A 17,061-nucleotide genomic window follows, 5' to 3' on the forward strand; every position below is an offset into this window, starting at 1 on the left:
TATGACACGAGAAGAGAAGATTAAAAAAGCAGTGGCTATAGCAGTTGCTCACTATGTTGAGCAAGAAAAAGCTGAAGCATTGAAGGTTGAAAATTCAAATAGTAGTTCTTGGTCACGTACTGGCATTAAAATGATGATGACCAAACGTAAGGTAGTACAACTTCGTGGTCGAAGTCTACGAAGTGCATAATTTATTTTCCTGATGCATTGGGAAAAGTATTAATTCAAAAAAAGATAAAAAGATGACATTCGATAAACACGGGGTTTTAGAAATGGCCCAACTGAACTTTGACAAAGATCGTCCAAAGGCAGAGAATCCAATTAAAATTAATGATGTAAGTTTACGTGACGGACACCAGTCGCTTTTCGCAACTCGTGGTCGTACAGAAGATATGCTGCCAGTTGCAGAAATGATCGATGATGCAGGCTATAATGCTGTTGAAACATGGGGAGGTGCAACTTTCGATACTATGCACCGTTTCTTAGGTGAAGATCCATGGGAGCGTTTAAGAGTGTTGAAAAAGCACATGCCTAAAACTCCATTTTCAATGCTTCTTCGTGGGCAGAATGTAGTAGGATACCGTAACTATGCTGATGATGTAGTAAGAGCTTTCGTTCAGCGTTCTATTGATAACGGTATGGATATTTTCCGTTGTTTCGATGCTTTGAATGATTTCAGAAACTTCGAAACTGCAGCTAAAGTTATTAAGGATAACAAGAAGCACTTACAAGGTGTTGTGTGTTATACTTTGAACCAACCTCGTTTAGGTGGTGAAGTATACAACATGGAATACTACATCAACAAAGTAAAAGATTTGATTGAGTTTGGTGTTGATTCTGTTTGTATTAAGGATATGGCTGGTTTGGTTGCTCCTTACGATATTTACAACTTGGTACGTGAAATCAAGAAATTCACTGATACACCAATTAACTTGCACACTCACTTTACTTCGGGTATGGGTGACTTGGCTATTTTCAAAGCAATTGAAGCAGGTGTAGATATCGTTGATACTTGTATCGGACCTTATGCTTACCGTACTTCTCATGCTGCTGTTGAGCCATTGATCATGTCGTTATTGGGAACTAACCGTGATTCAGGAATGGACATTAACAAGATTAATGCTATTGCTGAAGAGATGGAGAAATACATCCCTAAATATAAGCACTTAGATAACAATCCTAAGTATGCTACAACTGATATCAACGTATTGTTGCACCAAACTCCAGGAGGAATGCTTTCTAACTTGGTGAACCAGTTGAAAGCTATGGATGCATTGGATAAACTTCCTGAAGTATTCCGTTTGCTTCCTAAAGTACGTAAGCAACTAGGTAATATTCCATTGGTTACTCCTACATCTCAGATTGTTGGTGTACAGACAGTTAATAATGTATTGTTCGATTCTTACGAAGGAGAATATGCACAGATTACTAAAGAGGTAAAAGACCTTTGCTACGGATTGTATGGTAAAACAACTCATCCAATCGATCCTGAGGTACAGAAGAAAGCATTGAAGGATTACCCAAGAGGTGAAGAGCCAATTACAGCTCGTCCTGGATCTATTCTTGAGCCGGAAATGGAAGATGTTAAAGCTGAGTTTGGTGATCTTGCAAAAGATATCGATGACGAAGTATTATGCGCACTTTACCCAGTAACTGGTAAGCGTTTCTTGAAATGGAAGTATGGTATGGAAGAAGTTCCAGCTGATGTAAAAGCTAAAACCATGGCTGAAGTTGAGAAAGAGCAAGAGTTGATTAGAAAAGCACTTTCTGGAGAATTGACTTCCAAAGGAAAAGGAGCTGGTCGTGAGCTTGAGGTTACAGTTGATGGCGAAACATTTACTGTTGAAATTAATGACCCTAACGGTCCTGCAGCACCTCAATTCAAAGGTCGTAAGAAAAAAGAATCTGCCGCTGACGAAACTGCAACAGGTAGTGTTGTTGCACCAATCCCAGGTATGATTGTTGAGTGCAAAGTTAAAGTTGGCGATGAAGTTAAAGTAGGAGATACATTAGTAGTACTTGAAGCGATGAAGATGATGAATAATCTTGATGCTAAAGCTGAAGGTATTGTAAAAGAAATTAAATGTGACTCTGGCGATTCTGTTGCTAAAGGTGATTTACTTTTAGTAGTAGAGCCAAAAGCCTAATGACTATTTAATTATTGAGTTTTTATGGCCCCCTGAAGATATTCAGGGGGTATTTTTTTGCCCTTTTGTAAACTCTTGATCGCTAATCTCGTGTTTTTCTGATTGATTAAACAAACGACTATGATCATTAGATAAAATTGATTCAGTGATTTAATCTTTCTATTGATGAATACAGTTAATTATCTGGATATTTTTGTAGATTTGTTTGTCCAATTATTATTTAGAAACAGAATAGGTAAACATACATGGAATTTAAATCAATGAACCTAAACGAAAAATCACCTGTTGTCCCTGAAGGTGATGTTGAGAAAGTTAAATGTTTAATCGTTGGTTCTGGACCAGCTGGTTATACTGCGGCAATTTATGCTGCTAGAGCAAATTTAAATCCTGTTGTGATTGAAGGTCTTCAGCCAGGTGGTCAGTTAACAACTACTACCGAAGTAGATAATTTCCCTGGTTATCCTCAAGGAGTAACAGGACCTGATATGATGGCAGATTTAAAAAAGCAGGCAGAACGCTTTGGTACAGATTGTCGTTGGGGCTTGGTTACGGCTGTTGATTTTTCGATATATCCACACAAAGTTGTAGTTGATGAGAAAAAGGTGATTGAAGCGGAGTCGGTTATCTTGGCAACGGGAGCAACTGCAAGATATCTTGGTTTCCCAACTGAAGAAAAGTACATGGGTTCTGGTGTTTCGGCTTGTGCTACCTGTGATGGCTTTTTTTACAGAGGAAAAGATGTAGCTGTAGTTGGAGGTGGCGATACTGCTGCCGAGGAGGCTACCTATCTTGCTGGCTTGTGTAATAAGGTATATTTAATTGTTCGTAAGCCATTTTTAAGAGCTTCAAAAGCCATGCAAGATCGTGTTTTTAAAACAGAGAATATCGAGGTTTTATTTGAGCACAATACTAAAGAATTATATGGCGATGGAGTTGTAGAAGGAGCCAAGCTTATCAAGAGAATGGGAGAGGCTGATGAAGCAGAAGTGGATATTAAAATTGATGGGTTCTTCGTTGCAATTGGTCACACACCAAACTCAAAAGTATTTGCTGATTACCTAAAGACAGATGATCAGGGATATGTAATCACAGAGCCAGATTCAACCAAAACAAATGTTCCTGGTGTATTTGCTTCCGGAGATTTAAAAGATCCTCATTATCGTCAGGCTATTACATCAGCAGGATCTGGGTGTATGGCTGCTATGGATGCTGAGAGATTTTTAGCTGAAAGAGAGTAAGTTTATTTTAAAAATATAGTAAAGCCTGACTTGTAAGAGTTGGGCTTTTTTATTGTATTGAGACTTCTTATTGTGGGGGAAGGCTTCCCCTCACTCCAGGGGATGTTACTCGTTCGCTCGAGGGGAGGACTCTTGCTCGGTCGAGGGGATGCTAACCCCTCGTTGCTGGGGAAGTTTATCCCTGATTAATGGCGGTGCATTTTGCCTTAAAAAGTATAAAGGAATATTATTGATAAAAAAAAACGACATCCTTTCGAATGTCGTTTTTAATATCATAGTAATAGTAAGATTACTGCTTGAATACATCAGCAAATTTATCTTTACTATATTTTCCGTCTTTCAATTTCTGAGCAACATCCTTAAATGCGTTAACTGTGTACTCAACATCTTCAAGAGAGTGCATTGCGGTTGGAATCAAACGAAGCAATAACTGTCCTTTTGGAATTACTGGGTAAACTACGATAGAACAGAAAATGTTATAATTTTCTCTTAAGTCCATAGTAACCTGAGTTCCTTCTGCTACACTACCAGAAAGATAAACTGGAGTTACAGGAGATTCAGTTACACCAATATCCAAACCAGCATCTTTTAAACCAGTTTGAAGAGTATTTGCAACAGACCAAAGTTTTTCACGAAGTTCTGGCATTGTTTTCAACATATCCAAACGCTTCAATGAACCTTCAACGATAGGCATTGGAAGAGATTTAGCAAAAATTTGAGATCTCATAGTGTATCTTAGGTAAGTACCAACTTCTTCATCACATGCGATGAATGCCCCGATACCAGCCATAGCTTTTGCGAAAGTACTAAAGTGAAGATCAACTTTGTCTTCAACACCAAAGTGTTCAATAGCACCAGCACCATTTTTACCCATTACACCGAATCCATGAGCGTCATCAACCAATAAACGGAAATTGAAATCATCTTTCATTGCACAGATTTCATCCAATTTACCTAGGTCACCTGCCATACCGAAAACACCTTCGGTAATAACAAGAATACCACCACCAGTTTTTTCAACCCATTTGGTTGCGCGTTCTAGTTCTTTACGAAGATTATCCATATCGTTGTGAGGATAAACGAAACGCTTCCCAGGGTGAAGTCTAAGACCGTCCATGATACAAGCGTGAGATTCTGAATCGTAAACAATTACATCGTGACGACCAACAAGAGCATCGATAATAGAAACCATTCCTTGGTATCCAAAGTTCAAAAGGAAAGCATCTGGTTTTCCTACGAATTCAGCAAGTTTTGATTCTAGTTCTTCGTGGAGGCTTGTTTGTCCCGACATCATACGAGCACCCATTGGGTATGCTAATCCCCATTTTTCAGCTGCTTCTGCATCAGCTTTTCTAATTTCCGGGTGATTTGCCAAACCAATATAGTTGTTCAAACTCCATGTTAACACCTCTTTCCCACGAAACTTCATTCTTGAGTTAATTTCACCTTCCAATTTAGGGAAAGCAAAATATCCATGAGCTTGTTTTGCGTATTGCCCAATATTCCCTTTTTGGGTTTTAATTTTGTCAAAAATATCCACGATTTATGCTTTTTTGAGTTATTTTCTTTGTAACTGTGCAAAAGTAATCTTTTTTGGGTTCAAACCAATAAATTATAAAGAATTGTATAATATACACGAGAAAGTGTGCTATATTTCATATGAAAACTTTATCTTTGCAAAATGCAAAAAAATATAGTAGCAAGGCCTATGAGAAAAATTGTCTTACTGTTCGTGCTTTTCGCCTTCGTTTTAGGAGGATGTAGCGAGTATCAAAAGTTACTGAAAAGTTCCGATAACTCTCTGAAATACAAAAAAGCTGTTGAATATTACAGTTCGGAAGATTATGCAAAAGCAGCCACTTTGTTTGAAGAATTGCTTCCTATTTATAGAGGAACAAGTAAAGCAGAAACCATAAGTTATTACATTTCTTATTGCTCTTATGGGCAGGGAGATTATATTGGTGCTGGATATTTTTTTAGAAACTTTTTGAAAACATTTCCTGATAGTCCATATTCAGAGGAGTGCTTATATATGAGTGCATATTGTTACTATTTAGAATCGCCAAAACCGAGATTGGATCAAACACCAACGCAAGATGCTATTGATGCATTTCAGTTGTATATTAACCGATATCCAAACTCAACCAGAATTCCTAAGTGTAACGAATATATAGATGAAATGCAGGATAAATTGGTTTATAAGTCTTATTTGAGTGCAAGAAATTATTACGATAGAGAGAGATATCCTTCGGCAATTATTGCACTTCAAAATAGTATTAAAGACTACCCTGGTTCGTCACACAGAGAAGATTTAATGTTTATGCTTTTAGAATCAAAGCATCAGTTGGCTTTTAAGAGTATACCTTCGAAACAAAGAGAAAGATACAACAATGCAAAAGAAGAATATTATGCATTTGTTGATGAATACCCTGAAAGTAAGCACATGAAGCGTGCTGAAAAAATGCTAGAGGATATCGAAGCATATTTAAGTAAGTTTAATATAAATAATTAAAATAGATCTAATTCTTACACAGTATGGATTATAAAAAAACAAATGCAGCAAGTTCTACAGTTACTCGCAATATGAACGAATTGAGCAAAGAAGTGGGTAATGTTTATGAATCTGTAATGATCATGGCTAAAAGATCAAACCAGATTGCTGTTGAGCTGAAAAGTGAGCTGAATAAGAAATTGCAAGAATTTGCTTCTTATACAGATAACTTGGAAGAGGTGTTTGAAAACCGTGAACAAATTGAAATCTCGAAATACTATGAGAGATTACCAAAACCTACATTGATTGCGGTTGAGGAATTCATTAATGGAGAAATCTATTATAGAAATCCTTCTAAAGAACAAAAATCAGAAGACTAATTAGTAAATAATGGTCAAGTTCCCTTTTGAATAAAAAGGGAACTTTTTATTTTTTAGAAATAGTTTATGTTAAAGGATAAGAATATAATTTTAGGTATTACTGCTAGCATTGCAGCATATAAAGCAGCCTCTTTGGTTCGTTTGCTAGTAAAAGAAGGTGCTAATGTTAAGGTTATCATGACTCCATATGCGAAGGAGTTCATCTCACCAGTAACTATGGCTACTTTATCTAAGAATACAGTATTGTCTGATTTTTTTAAGCATGATGATGGTTCTTGGAATAGTCATGTTGATCTGGGGATTTGGGCAGATGTGATGATTATTGCACCAACTACCGCAAATACTATGGCCAAAATGGCACACGGTATTTGTGATAACTTACTTCTTACAACTTACTTGTCGGCAAAATGTCCCGTTGTACACGCTCCAGCGATGGATTTGGATATGTTTAAACATCCTGCAACGCTTCGCAATATGGATATACTTAGATCATATGGCGATACATTTATAGAGCCATCGAGTGGCGAATTAGCAAGTGGATTGTACGGAAAAGGAAGAATGGAAGAGCCGGAGATAATTGCTCAGAAATTAAGCCAATTCTTTGAGGATAAAAAAAAAAGTTAAGTGATAAAAAGATTTTAATCACAACAGGGCCTACTTACGAAAAAATTGATCCAGTTAGATTTATTGGTAATTTTTCATCAGGAAAAATGGGATTTGCCATTGCTGAAGAATTAGCTGAAAATGGTGCAAATGTCGTTTTGGTGAGTGGGCCAACAGCTTTAAAAACAAAGCATCCAAATGTCAATAGAATTGATGTTGTAACTGCAGAAGAGATGTATCAGGCATCTATCGATAATTACCCTAACTGTAATGGTGGGATTATGACGGCTGCCGTAGCCGATTTTACTCCTTTAAATCCCGAAGATAGAAAAGTAAAGCGTGGAAAAGAGAATTACTCTATCGAATTAACACCTACCAAAGATATTGCAGCATCTTTAGGAAAAATAAAAGCTAAAAATCAATTTCTTGTTGGTTTTGCGCTCGAAACTAATGATGAGGAATTTAATGCAAAATTAAAACTAGAAAAGAAAAATCTGGATTTTATTGTACTCAATTCTTTGAATGATTCGGGAGCAGGCTTTCAGCATGATACCAATAAAATATCGATTATCGATAATGAAGGTTCAGCTAAAAAATTCGAATTGAAACCTAAGACAGAAGTTGCTAAAGATATCGTAGAAGAATTAATTCAGTTTTATGAGAAATAAGTTGGCATCTGTTTCGTTATAATTTTTAACTTTAGCTGTGAACTTTTGATTTATTATTATGCGTAAATTCTTTCTAGTATTATTTATAACATTGTTTTCAATTCCTTTGTTTTCACAAGAATTCAGATGCAATGTTCAAGTGGTTAGTCAGAAAATTCAAGGTACCAATAAGCAAGTATTTAGAACCATGCAAACTGCCATTAACGAGTTTATGAATGCTCGTAAATGGACAAACCATGTGTACAGTTACGATGAGAGAATTGAATGTACTTTCATGTTTAATCTTACGGAACAAATTTCAGCAGATGAATTTCGCGGAAGTTTACAAGTTCAAGCAAGCAGACCAGTTTATAATTCCTCTTATAATACGGTGATGCTAAACTTTAAAGATGACGATGTTCAGTTTAAATATGTTGAGTATCAATCTCTGGATTTTAACGAAACAGTTACTCCTTCGGAATTAACAGGGCTTTTGGCTTATTATGCCTACCTTATATTAGGTTTGGATTATGATACTTTTGCGATGGATGGTGGAGCACCGTATTTTGCTAAAGCTGAAACCATCGTGAGTAAAATGCAGAATTCAAATACTACGGGTTGGAAAGCATATGAAAGTCGAGATAATAGATATTGGTTAATCGAAAATATTCTTAACAATGCATATAGTCCGGTTCGTGAGTGTTTGTATCGATACCACAGGTTGGGATTAGATCGAATGGCAGATCATTTGACGGAAGCAAGAGCCGAAATTGCCGAGAGTTTACGCTTGATGCAAAAAGCCTATCGAGCGAAGCCCGGAGCCTTTATTCTTACCATATTTTTCGATGCCAAGGCTGACGAATTGGTAAATATCTTTAGTGAATCATTTACAGATGAGAAAAAAAGGGTCTATAATATTCTTAGTGAAATAGATCCGGCAAATATCAAAAAGTACAAAAAAATTATAGGACAAAAATAGGAGAGGATTTTGAATTGGTTATTCTCTAATCCTTATTTTTGTTACAAATAATAATTTTAGTTTGAGATTATGCTTCAATCAATATCGATACAGAATTTTGCTTTAATTAATCAGTTGGAAATCGATTTTTCGGATGGATTTTCTGTAATAACAGGAGAAACCGGATCTGGGAAATCCATTTTACTAGGAGCTTTATCTTTGGTTTTAGGCCAGAGATCAGAAGGAAGTGTGCTGAAGGATAAAGAGAAGAAGTGTATTATTGAATGTTCATTCTCAATTGAAAAGTATAATTTGCAGGAGTTTTTCGAAAAGAATGAATTGGACTACGAAAAGGAGGCCATAATTCGTCGCGAAATTTTACCTAGTGGAAAAACGCGTGCTTTCGTAAATGATACTCCTGTAAACTTAAAAACATTAAAAGAGCTTGGTGTATGTTTGGTGGATATACATAGCCAAAACCAAAATCTTGTTTTAGGAAGTTTCGAATATCAAGTAGGTATTGTTGATACTTATGCCCGGAATGCAGCTTTACTTGCAAAATATCAACTATCCTTCAAGAAATACCAAGACCTAAGAAAAGAGTTAAAAAATCAGGAGGAAATTGCCGCTAAGGAAAAGGCTGATTTGGATTATTTCCAGTTTCAATTGGAGCAGCTTAACGAAGCCAATCTGGTTGAAGGGGAACAGAAAGAGATGGAGGAGGAGTTAGAAACTCTAAATCATGCCGAGGAAATTAAATCAGGACTGTATCAGGCATATGGATTTTTGTCGGAAGGCGAATCATCTGTAATTTCTCAAATAAAAGAAGCCAGAAGTGCAATTTCTAAAATTCAAGGAGTATTTGCTGATGCAGATTCTTATTTTGAACGTTTGGACAGTTCACTAATAGAGTTGCAAGATCTGTCTCAAGAGTTAGACAGAAGTAATGAATTGGTGGAATTCGATAATGGAAGAATCGATTTTTTAAATCAACGTTTGGATACGATTTACTCTTTGCAACAAAAGCATCGTGTCGATTCTGTCGAGGAATTGATTCAAATTCGTGAAGAGTTAGAAGAAAAAGTTGGGAAAATTGAGTCGAGTGATGAATTAATTGAAGATTTGAAGGAACAATTGACTGTGCAAAAGATAAAATTGCAGAAAACTGCTGATAATCTTTCGAATAGTAGAAAGAAGGCGATCCCCAAAATTGAAAAAACAATTGTAAATCAACTTGTATTACTAGGAATTCCTAATGCTAATTTTAAAGTACAAATCATCAATAACGAAGAATTTCAGCAATTAGGAGCCGATAAAGTAACCTTTTTATTTAGTGCCAATAAGAATGGTAGTTTAGAGGAAGTACAGCGTGTTGCTTCTGGGGGAGAGTTGTCTCGACTAATGTTGAGTATTAAGTATTTAATATCATCTTCAACTGCTTTACCTTCTATTGTTTTTGACGAAATTGATACTGGTGTGTCGGGCGAAATTGCAGATAAAATGGGTTCTATGATGAATCAAATGGCTGAAAATATTCAGGTAATAAGCATCACACACTTGCCTCAAATAGCTGGAAAAGGAAAATATCATTACAAGGTTTATAAAGCCGACGATGAGCATGAAACCTATTCAAATATCGTACTTCTGAACAAACCAAAACGTATAGAAGAGCTAGCAAAAATGCTAAGTGGAGCAGATCTGACGAAAGCTGCTTTGGAAAACGCTAAAGTATTGCTAGATAGTTAGATATTTATTTGAAATTTCAATTAAAGAATTTATTCAGTCTTAATTAATAGGCTTGTTTAGAATCATTATAAGAATTAATGGTTATCTTTACAGCCTGAAAAATTGAAAATTTCAAGTTATGTCGTATAATTTATTAAAAGGAAAAAAAGGGATTATTTTCGGGGCATTGAATGAAATGTCGATTGCCTGGAAAGTTGCAGAATTGGCTGTAGAAGAAGGTGCTGAAATCGTCTTGACCAACACACCTGTATCAATTCGTATGGGAACCATTGATGAATTGGCTAAAAAATGCAATGCAGAGGTAATTCCTGCCGATGCAACCAACCCTAAAGATTTGGATGAATTATTTACCAAATCAATGGAAGTGTTGGGTGGAAGAGTCGATTTCGTTTTACACTCTATCGGTATGTCTCCAAATGTTCGTAAGGGACACTCTTACGATGACTTAAATTATGAATATCTTAAGAAAACTTTAGATGTTTCAGCAACATCATTCCATAAAGTATTGCAATCGGCTAAAAAGTTAGATGCTATTAACGAATGGGGATCAGTAGTTGCGCTTTCGTACGCAGCAGCTCAAAGAACCATGTATGAGTATAACGATATGGCAGATGCAAAAGCAATGCTAGAATCTATCGCTCGTAGTTTCGGTTACATTTATGGTCGTGAGAAACGCGTTCGTGTGAACACCATTTCTCAGTCGCCAACTGTTACAACAGCAGGTAGTGGTGTAAAAGGATTCGATTCTCTGATTGATTTCTCTGAAAGAATGTCTCCTCTGGGTAATGCAGATGCTCAAGAGTGTGCTAACTTCTGTATTACTTTGTTCTCTGATTTAACGAAGAAAGTAACCATGCAGAATTTGTTCCACGATGGAGGGTTTTCTAGTATGGGTATGAGTTATAGAGCGATGAGCCAATACAACAAGAGTTTTAAAACTTGTGATGATTGTGAGTAACAAGAATATTATAATTGTTTTAAAATCCGGGTTGTAAAGCTCGGATTTTTTTTGCTTAGATGGTGAATTATATAGATTGAATAGATTTTTAAAATCTAGTGATAATATGTACATTTGCCTTTAATTTTCTGAAGCTTGGTAAAGCATAGAGGAAATAACTGTTTTGATAGCCCAATAATAGATTGAAGCCGTTGCTAATGAAATTATTGATGTAGAGATTTTTTGAAGTGTAGAAATACACTTGAGAATATGTGAAGGGAGACTTGAACGGACTTAGAACACACCCATTGGGTAAGAAGAGAAGTAAATAAATTATTTTCGAATGAAGGAATACAATATTAATCATTTAAGAGAACTTGAGGCGGAATCTATTTTCGTAATTCGTGAGGTTGCTGCTCAATTTGAAAATCCTGTGATGTTATTTTCAGGAGGAAAAGATTCCATCGTAATGTTTCACTTGGCACGTAAAGCGTTTGCACCAGCAAAAGTTCCATTTGCTTTAATGCATATCGATACAGGTCATAACTTTCCAGAAACGATTCAGTTTCGTGATGAGTTGATGGATGAAACAGGAACTCGTTTAATCGTTCGCTATGTTCAGGATTCAATTGATCAAGGAAAAGTAGTTGAAGAAACAGGATTTGATGCAAGTAGAAACAAATTGCAAACTGTTACTCTTCTTGACGGAATTGAAGATTTACAAGTAGACTGTGCTATGGGTGGAGGTCGTCGTGACGAAGAAAAAGCCAGAGCAAAAGAGCGTTTCTTTTCACATCGTGATGAATTTGGACAGTGGGACCCTAAAAACCAACGTCCAGAATTATGGAACCTGTTCAACGGCAAGAAGCACATGGGAGAGCACTTTAGAGTATTCCCTATTTCGAACTGGACAGAAATGGATGTATGGCAATATATCTATCTGGAAAATATTAAAATACCAAATATTTACTTCTCTCACGAACGTGATGTATTCGTGCGTAATGGAAATTTATTGTCAGTATCTGATTTTATTCCAATGCGTGATACCGAAACGGTTGAAAAAAGAATTGTTCGCTTTAGAACCATTGGTGATGCCACATGTACAGGTGCAGTAGAATCGGAAGCGAATAGTTTGGAAGATATTATTGAGGAAGTAGCAGCATCTCGAACTACCGAGCGTGGAACTCGTCATGATGACAAGCGTTCTGAAGCAGCAATGGAAGATCGTAAGAAAGAGGGTTATTTCTAAACAGGTATAAGTTAAGAGTTTAAGCTAAATGCTATCCCGATAGTTATTGGGAGCTAAAAGCTAACAGCTAAAAAAATTGATATGTCAGATAAAACATCAGGATATTTAGATATGGAGCTTTTACGATTCACTACTGCAGGTAGTGTAGATGATGGTAAAAGTACTCTTATCGGTAGATTATTATACGATAGTAAAGCCATTTTCGAAGATCAAATGGAAGCTATTGAAATTAGTAGCCAAAAAAGAGGTGACGAGGAAGTTGACTTAGCCTTGTTAACCGATGGATTAAGAGCAGAGCGTGAGCAAGGGATTACAATTGATGTTGCTTACAGATATTTTGCTACTCCAAAACGTAAGTTTATTATTGCAGACACTCCAGGTCACATTCAGTATACCAGAAATATGGTAACTGGTGCATCTACAGCAAATGCAGCTTTAATTTTGGTTGATTCAAGAAATGGTGTAATTGAACAAACTTTACGTCACTCTTATATTGCTAACCTTTTACAAATTCCTCACATTATTGTTTGTATCAATAAAATGGATTTGGTTGATTACTCTGAAGAGACATACAACAAAATCAAGGAAGACTACAAAAAGGTTGCTGAGAAATTAAATATTGAGGATGTTCGCTTTATTCCAATTTCTGCAAAATTTGGTGATAATGTTGTGGATGCTTCAGAAAATATGGATTGGTACCAGGGGGCGACTTTATTAAACCTTTTGGAAACAATCGAAATTGTTGATGACAGAAACCATCAAGATGCTAGATTCCCTGTACAATATGTAATTCGTCCTCAGTCTGATGAATACCATGACTACAGAGGTTATGCAGGTCGTGTTGCAAGTGGGGTTTTCCGCCCAGGTGATAAGGTGAAAGTATTGCCTTCGGGATTGGAAACAACTGTAAAATCAATTGATACTTTCGATGGAGAATTAGATATGGCATTCCCTCCACAATCAGTTACACTAAATTTAGCTGATGATATAGATGTATCAAGAGGTGATATGATTGTTTCTGCTGAGAATGCTCCGAAGGTAGAGCAGGAAGTTGAAGCAATGATTTGCTGGATGAATGAACGAGCTATGATGCCTCGTGGTAAGTACACCATCAAGCATACTTCTAATGAAGCAAGATGTATGGTTCGTGACGTAAAGTTCAAAGTGAATGTTAATACTTTGGAAGAGGTTACTGATGATAAACAAGTAGGATTAAATGACATTGCTTGTATTACTTTCAAATCTGCTAAACCTTTATTTGTTGATTCATATAAAGAGAACAGAATTACTGGTAGTTTTATCATGATTGATGAAGGAACCAACGAAACTGTTGCTGCAGGTATGATTTTGTAAGCATTCGAAATTAAAATATATAAAGCTGATATCTTATAGGTATCAGCTTTTTTTATGCATAAAAAAAGGTGGCTTTATGCCACCTTTATCTTGTAGTAGTGTTAGGATTAAAACTTAAATCCAAAAGTTACTTTTACTTCATGTTTTTTATTATTCTCTTTTATTTGATCTGAAGAGAAGGAGAAATCAGGATTAGGATCAGAATAAGAGTAGTATACAAACTGGTTTTCTACATCAGCATAGCTATAAGCTAAATCCATGAAGAAATTGTTTTGTCTGAATCCGAAACCACCTGAGAATACATCAAATCCATCATCAACACCTGATACTTTAAATGAATTACCCATTTTTGCGTATCCGGCGCGAAGGCTAAAGTTAGGTGTTGCTCGAAACTCTAATCCAGTTCGTAAATTGCCTGTATTTTGGTAGCTGGCTTTAATAATGTCATTGGTATCCGGATTTCCAGGAGTGCCGTTAAAATCTTCACCATCATCTCCATCATAAAATTTTGCCTTTGAGTAATCAATAAGCTCATAATCTGCACTTAGAATTAATCTTTTCTTCAAAACCAAAGCTGCACTAAAGGTAGCTTTTAAAGGCGTACGATATTTATAAGAGTATTTACCTTCAGGTGATTGGGAGTAATAACTCGAATCACCATTCTCGTCAGCCGTATTAAAGTTCGAAGCCATTGAACTATGGTAGTCTTCATCAAAAGAATAGAAGGTAGGCGTATGAATAGATGCTCCTAGACGAAGCCATTGTTCTGGCTTGTAAATTACACCTAGTTTAAAATTAGCACCTACACCTGATGACTTAAATGATTCTTCAAAAGTGTAATCGTTAAAATCAGAATCACTATCTGATAAAATACTTTCTGAAAAAGCTTTGGTTGATTTGTAGTATATGGATTGAATTCCTAATGAACCCCCAATGTATAATTTGTGATTGTAATTGGCAGCAAAAGCCAAAAGGAATTCACCAGCATATCCTTTTTCATCAATGGTTTGTGCTTGATTTAAAATTTCACTGGTTATAGCTTCATATTCATTGTTAGTATTTTCAACAACATCAATTAGATATGTGTCATAAGCTAAAAACTCTCGAAATGAATTTAGAGAATTAGGACTTATGCCATTTGAATTATTCACCATTACATCTAATAGTGAAGTAGGAGCTTCGGGGGCATTTGATCTTGCATTTTTTCTATAAGTATTCAGTTTGTTGTATCCAATTGCAAAGTTGAAGTTCTGCCAACCTCCTTCTGACTCTATTCTGGGTTTGTTAGTTGATACATATCCAATATTCGAAATGCCGAATGAATATTTATCTTCGTTTAAACTGGTTTTAGTCTGTAGGTTTAAGCTTTTGGCGTCATTAAAATTAAGATTTGATGAAAAAGTGAATTCTGAAGTTCTGTAAACCGCTAATCCTGCGGGATTAATAGCGATGCCTGTAAAATCTCCACCTAAAGCTCCAAAAGCACCACCCATTGCAGCAGATCTGGCTGTTCCGTTAAAATACTGTTTAGAGTAGCGTAATGCATCATCGGCTGTCTGAGCATATGTAGCTCCTGCGATGATTATTAATGAGATGAGAATATATATTCGTTTCATAATTTTAGGTTTTAATATTAGAACCCATATTGGGAAAATATGTACTAATTAAATTATAGTTGTATTACTAGTATAGGGAAACTGGAGGATTGTTTCCCTATCTGTTTTATCTTCTTCTTGATCCACCTGATGTTGATCGGGAACCACCAGATGATGATCTGGAAGTACCACTTGATGAACGTACAGAACTACCTGACGATCTTGATCCGCTGCTTGAAGATCTGTAAGTACTACTTCGTGAAGAATTGGATTTAGAGCTCGACGATCGGTAAGAGCTTCCTCTGCTTGAGCTTCTGGAGTTACCTCTCACTTTGGAATATGAAGATCTTGTTGCAGATCTGTTTGAATAGCTCGAGTTTCGTGATCCTCTTGTAGAGTTATAAGTAGGTCGAGTAGCAGTTCTTGTTTTGTTATAGCTAGGTGAACTACTTCTTGTTGTATTCGAATACGTGCTGCCAGATCTTCTTGTTCTATTTGTTTGTGTACCGTAACGAGTTCTCGAATTAGTAGTTGTGCTACTTACACTTCTTCTTGTATTTGGATTTGTACCATTATATGTTCTTCTAGTAGTGTTAGAGCGATTACTGTATGCACTTCGGTTTGCAGAACTGTATCTTGAAGCAGCTCTGGTTCTTCTTACATCTGCAGCATATGATGAATTTGCAGATCTTCTTGTTGCCACATTACTGGTTCTGTTACTCGTAGTTCTGTTTGTTCCGGTTCTATTAACATTAGTTCTTGCATTTGCTCTTCTTGTTACATTTGCATTAGAACTTCTGTTGGTTGTGTAGGAAGAGGTTCCAACATGAGATCCTGTTGCAGTTCTTCTTCCATGATATATATTTCTTCCGTAGTGCCCATCATAATGTCCTGCATAGTGGTGGTGATGGTGGTGGTGACCATAGTACCCGTAGTAATGACCATATGGGTAGTAATAACCACCATAATAAGGGTAATGATGATTCCAGCCAAAATTCAGATCCCAATACCAAGGATCCCAACTAATGTTAACTCCCCAACTCGGATAAAAATATCTGTAACTATAGTCATAGGCAAAGAAGCTGCCATATTTCATAGTATGGAAGTTGTAAGAGTTATAAAAGCGATAGTTGCTCCAGGTTGGAGTCCACCAAACTTTATCTCCATCAACATATACATTCCAATCAGAATCTCCAGCCAACCACATGGCTAAACTATAACCACTACCATCGGTATAGCCGAATCCTTGCGGATACATCGCTCTTAATCGTTCAGCTTCTTCACGGTCGCTTTCAGATCCTGTGAAACCACCATAATAATAACCAGCTTCTTCAGCTTGATAAACCAATGTGTCAACATTGCCAATTGAATCGTTTTGAAGAATCGCAGCATACTGCTTTTGAATTTCAGAAAAATCACGATCATCAACAGGAGCAATACTTGATTTAGTTTCTGGTACTACTTTTGTTTGATTTTCTTGAGCAGGTGCTAGTGGATTGTCTTTTTTTGCAATCACAGTTTTGCTTTCAGTTTTTTGCACAATCAAAGGTGCATCGCTTGGGTCATAGTAAATATCGTCGTCATAAAGGGAAGTTCCCATATATGAAGGCGAACATCCTGTTGCAAACAGGGCAGAAATTAATAGAATTTTGAAATAGGTTTTCATCGTAAGTCCTCCAATAATGAATATATAAGATAATTTTATACTTTTGTATTG

Annotated in this window: 15 protein-coding genes; 12 read left to right on the top strand and 3 right to left on the bottom strand. The window is 36.3% G+C overall.

Annotated features, from left to right (window positions below):
• Window position 1 precedes the first annotated feature (1 nt).
• The 3 genes from BXY64_RS05905 (at window position 2) to trxB (ending at window position 3,385) form a co-directional block, all read left to right on the top strand.
• Window positions 2–190, top strand: a complete 189-nt coding sequence (locus BXY64_RS05905; RefSeq protein ID WP_110361970.1) for a hypothetical protein — start codon at window positions 2–4, stop codon at window positions 188–190.
• Window positions 191–242: 52 nt separating this feature from the next.
• Window positions 243–2,147, top strand: a complete 1,905-nt coding sequence (locus BXY64_RS05910) for a pyruvate carboxylase subunit B (protein WP_120238989.1) — start codon at window positions 243–245, stop codon at window positions 2,145–2,147.
• Window positions 2,148–2,392: 245 nt separating this feature from the next.
• Window positions 2,393–3,385, top strand: coding sequence for a thioredoxin-disulfide reductase (gene trxB / locus BXY64_RS05915; protein WP_211334415.1), 993 nt, complete (start codon window positions 2,393–2,395; stop codon window positions 3,383–3,385).
• Between the two features lie 289 nt (window positions 3,386–3,674).
• Here trxB and BXY64_RS05920 read toward each other — a convergent pair whose 3' ends face one another.
• A complete protein-coding gene (locus BXY64_RS05920) occupies window positions 3,675–4,925 on the bottom strand; it encodes an aminotransferase class I/II-fold pyridoxal phosphate-dependent enzyme (protein ID WP_120238990.1) in 1,251 nt (416 codons plus the stop codon).
• 168 nt (window positions 4,926–5,093) lie between these two features.
• Between BXY64_RS05920 and BXY64_RS05925 the strand changes: the two genes are divergently transcribed.
• The 9 genes from BXY64_RS05925 (at window position 5,094) to cysN (ending at window position 13,749) form a co-directional block, all read left to right on the top strand.
• On the top strand, window positions 5,094–5,897 hold the full coding sequence (locus tag BXY64_RS05925; RefSeq protein ID WP_120238991.1) for an outer membrane protein assembly factor BamD: 804 nt from the start codon (window positions 5,094–5,096) through the stop codon (window positions 5,895–5,897).
• A 23-nt stretch (window positions 5,898–5,920) separates the two neighbouring features.
• Window positions 5,921–6,256, top strand: a complete 336-nt coding sequence (locus BXY64_RS05930; RefSeq protein WP_054721395.1) for a DNA-directed RNA polymerase subunit omega — start codon at window positions 5,921–5,923, stop codon at window positions 6,254–6,256.
• 66 nt (window positions 6,257–6,322) lie between these two features.
• Window positions 6,323–6,880 (top strand): flavoprotein, encoded by a 558-nt coding sequence (locus BXY64_RS21520; protein WP_245996602.1) that lies wholly within the window; start codon window positions 6,323–6,325, stop codon window positions 6,878–6,880.
• A 44-nt stretch (window positions 6,881–6,924) separates the two neighbouring features.
• Window positions 6,925–7,527: a phosphopantothenoylcysteine decarboxylase domain-containing protein gene (locus tag BXY64_RS21525; protein WP_245996638.1), complete on the top strand. Its 603-nt coding sequence runs from the start codon at window positions 6,925–6,927 to the stop codon at window positions 7,525–7,527.
• Window positions 7,528–7,585: 58 nt separating this feature from the next.
• On the top strand, window positions 7,586–8,485 hold the full coding sequence (gene porD, locus BXY64_RS05940; RefSeq protein ID WP_120238992.1) for a type IX secretion system protein PorD: 900 nt from the start codon (window positions 7,586–7,588) through the stop codon (window positions 8,483–8,485).
• A 69-nt stretch (window positions 8,486–8,554) separates the two neighbouring features.
• Window positions 8,555–10,210: a DNA repair protein RecN gene (gene recN, locus BXY64_RS05945; RefSeq protein WP_120238993.1), complete on the top strand. Its 1,656-nt coding sequence runs from the start codon at window positions 8,555–8,557 to the stop codon at window positions 10,208–10,210.
• Window positions 10,211–10,328: 118 nt separating this feature from the next.
• Complete coding sequence (locus tag BXY64_RS05950) at window positions 10,329–11,168, top strand: enoyl-ACP reductase FabI (protein WP_110361964.1); 840 nt, start codon at window positions 10,329–10,331, stop codon at window positions 11,166–11,168.
• Between the two features lie 322 nt (window positions 11,169–11,490).
• Window positions 11,491–12,396: a sulfate adenylyltransferase subunit CysD gene (gene cysD, locus BXY64_RS05955; protein WP_120238994.1), complete on the top strand. Its 906-nt coding sequence runs from the start codon at window positions 11,491–11,493 to the stop codon at window positions 12,394–12,396.
• Between the two features lie 81 nt (window positions 12,397–12,477).
• On the top strand, window positions 12,478–13,749 hold the full coding sequence (cysN, locus tag BXY64_RS05960) for a sulfate adenylyltransferase subunit CysN (RefSeq protein ID WP_120238995.1): 1,272 nt from the start codon (window positions 12,478–12,480) through the stop codon (window positions 13,747–13,749).
• A gap of 107 nt (window positions 13,750–13,856) precedes the next feature.
• Here cysN and BXY64_RS05965 read toward each other — a convergent pair whose 3' ends face one another.
• Together BXY64_RS05965 and BXY64_RS05970 are read right to left on the bottom strand one after the other, a co-directional pair.
• Window positions 13,857–15,365, bottom strand: a complete 1,509-nt coding sequence (locus BXY64_RS05965; RefSeq protein ID WP_120238996.1) for an OmpP1/FadL family transporter — start codon at window positions 15,363–15,365, stop codon at window positions 13,857–13,859.
• Between the two features lie 106 nt (window positions 15,366–15,471).
• Window positions 15,472–17,010 carry a hypothetical protein gene (locus BXY64_RS05970; RefSeq protein WP_120238997.1) on the bottom strand — a complete coding sequence of 513 codons (1,539 nt, stop codon included), beginning with the start codon at window positions 17,008–17,010 and terminating at the stop codon, window positions 15,472–15,474.
• Window positions 17,011–17,061 lie beyond the last annotated feature (51 nt).

It is taken from the genome of Marinifilum flexuosum (assembly GCF_003610555.1).
GTDB classification, from domain to species: Bacteria; Bacteroidota; Bacteroidia; order Bacteroidales; family Marinifilaceae; genus Marinifilum; species Marinifilum flexuosum.

Excerpts from the sequence above, each read along its gene's own strand:
- BXY64_RS05905 (WP_110361970.1), top strand. The coding sequence starts at position 2 with ATGACACGAGAAGAGAAGATTAAAAAAGCAGTGGCTATAGCAGTTGCT.
- BXY64_RS05910 (WP_120238989.1), top strand. The coding sequence starts at position 243 with ATGACATTCGATAAACACGGGGTTTTAGAAATGGCCCAACTGAACTTT.
- trxB (WP_211334415.1), top strand. The coding sequence starts at position 2,393 with ATGGAATTTAAATCAATGAACCTAAACGAAAAATCACCTGTTGTCCCT.
- BXY64_RS05925 (WP_120238991.1), top strand. The coding sequence starts at position 5,094 with ATGAGAAAAATTGTCTTACTGTTCGTGCTTTTCGCCTTCGTTTTAGGA.
- BXY64_RS05930 (WP_054721395.1), top strand. The coding sequence starts at position 5,921 with ATGGATTATAAAAAAACAAATGCAGCAAGTTCTACAGTTACTCGCAAT.
- BXY64_RS21520 (WP_245996602.1), top strand. The coding sequence starts at position 6,323 with ATGTTAAAGGATAAGAATATAATTTTAGGTATTACTGCTAGCATTGCA.
- porD (WP_120238992.1), top strand. The coding sequence starts at position 7,586 with ATGCGTAAATTCTTTCTAGTATTATTTATAACATTGTTTTCAATTCCT.
- recN (WP_120238993.1), top strand. The coding sequence starts at position 8,555 with ATGCTTCAATCAATATCGATACAGAATTTTGCTTTAATTAATCAGTTG.
- BXY64_RS05950 (WP_110361964.1), top strand. The coding sequence starts at position 10,329 with ATGTCGTATAATTTATTAAAAGGAAAAAAAGGGATTATTTTCGGGGCA.
- cysD (WP_120238994.1), top strand. The coding sequence starts at position 11,491 with ATGAAGGAATACAATATTAATCATTTAAGAGAACTTGAGGCGGAATCT.
- cysN (WP_120238995.1), top strand. The coding sequence starts at position 12,478 with ATGTCAGATAAAACATCAGGATATTTAGATATGGAGCTTTTACGATTC.
- BXY64_RS05965 (WP_120238996.1), bottom strand. The coding sequence starts at position 15,365 with ATGAAACGAATATATATTCTCATCTCATTAATAATCATCGCAGGAGCT.
- BXY64_RS05970 (WP_120238997.1), bottom strand. The coding sequence starts at position 17,010 with ATGAAAACCTATTTCAAAATTCTATTAATTTCTGCCCTGTTTGCAACA.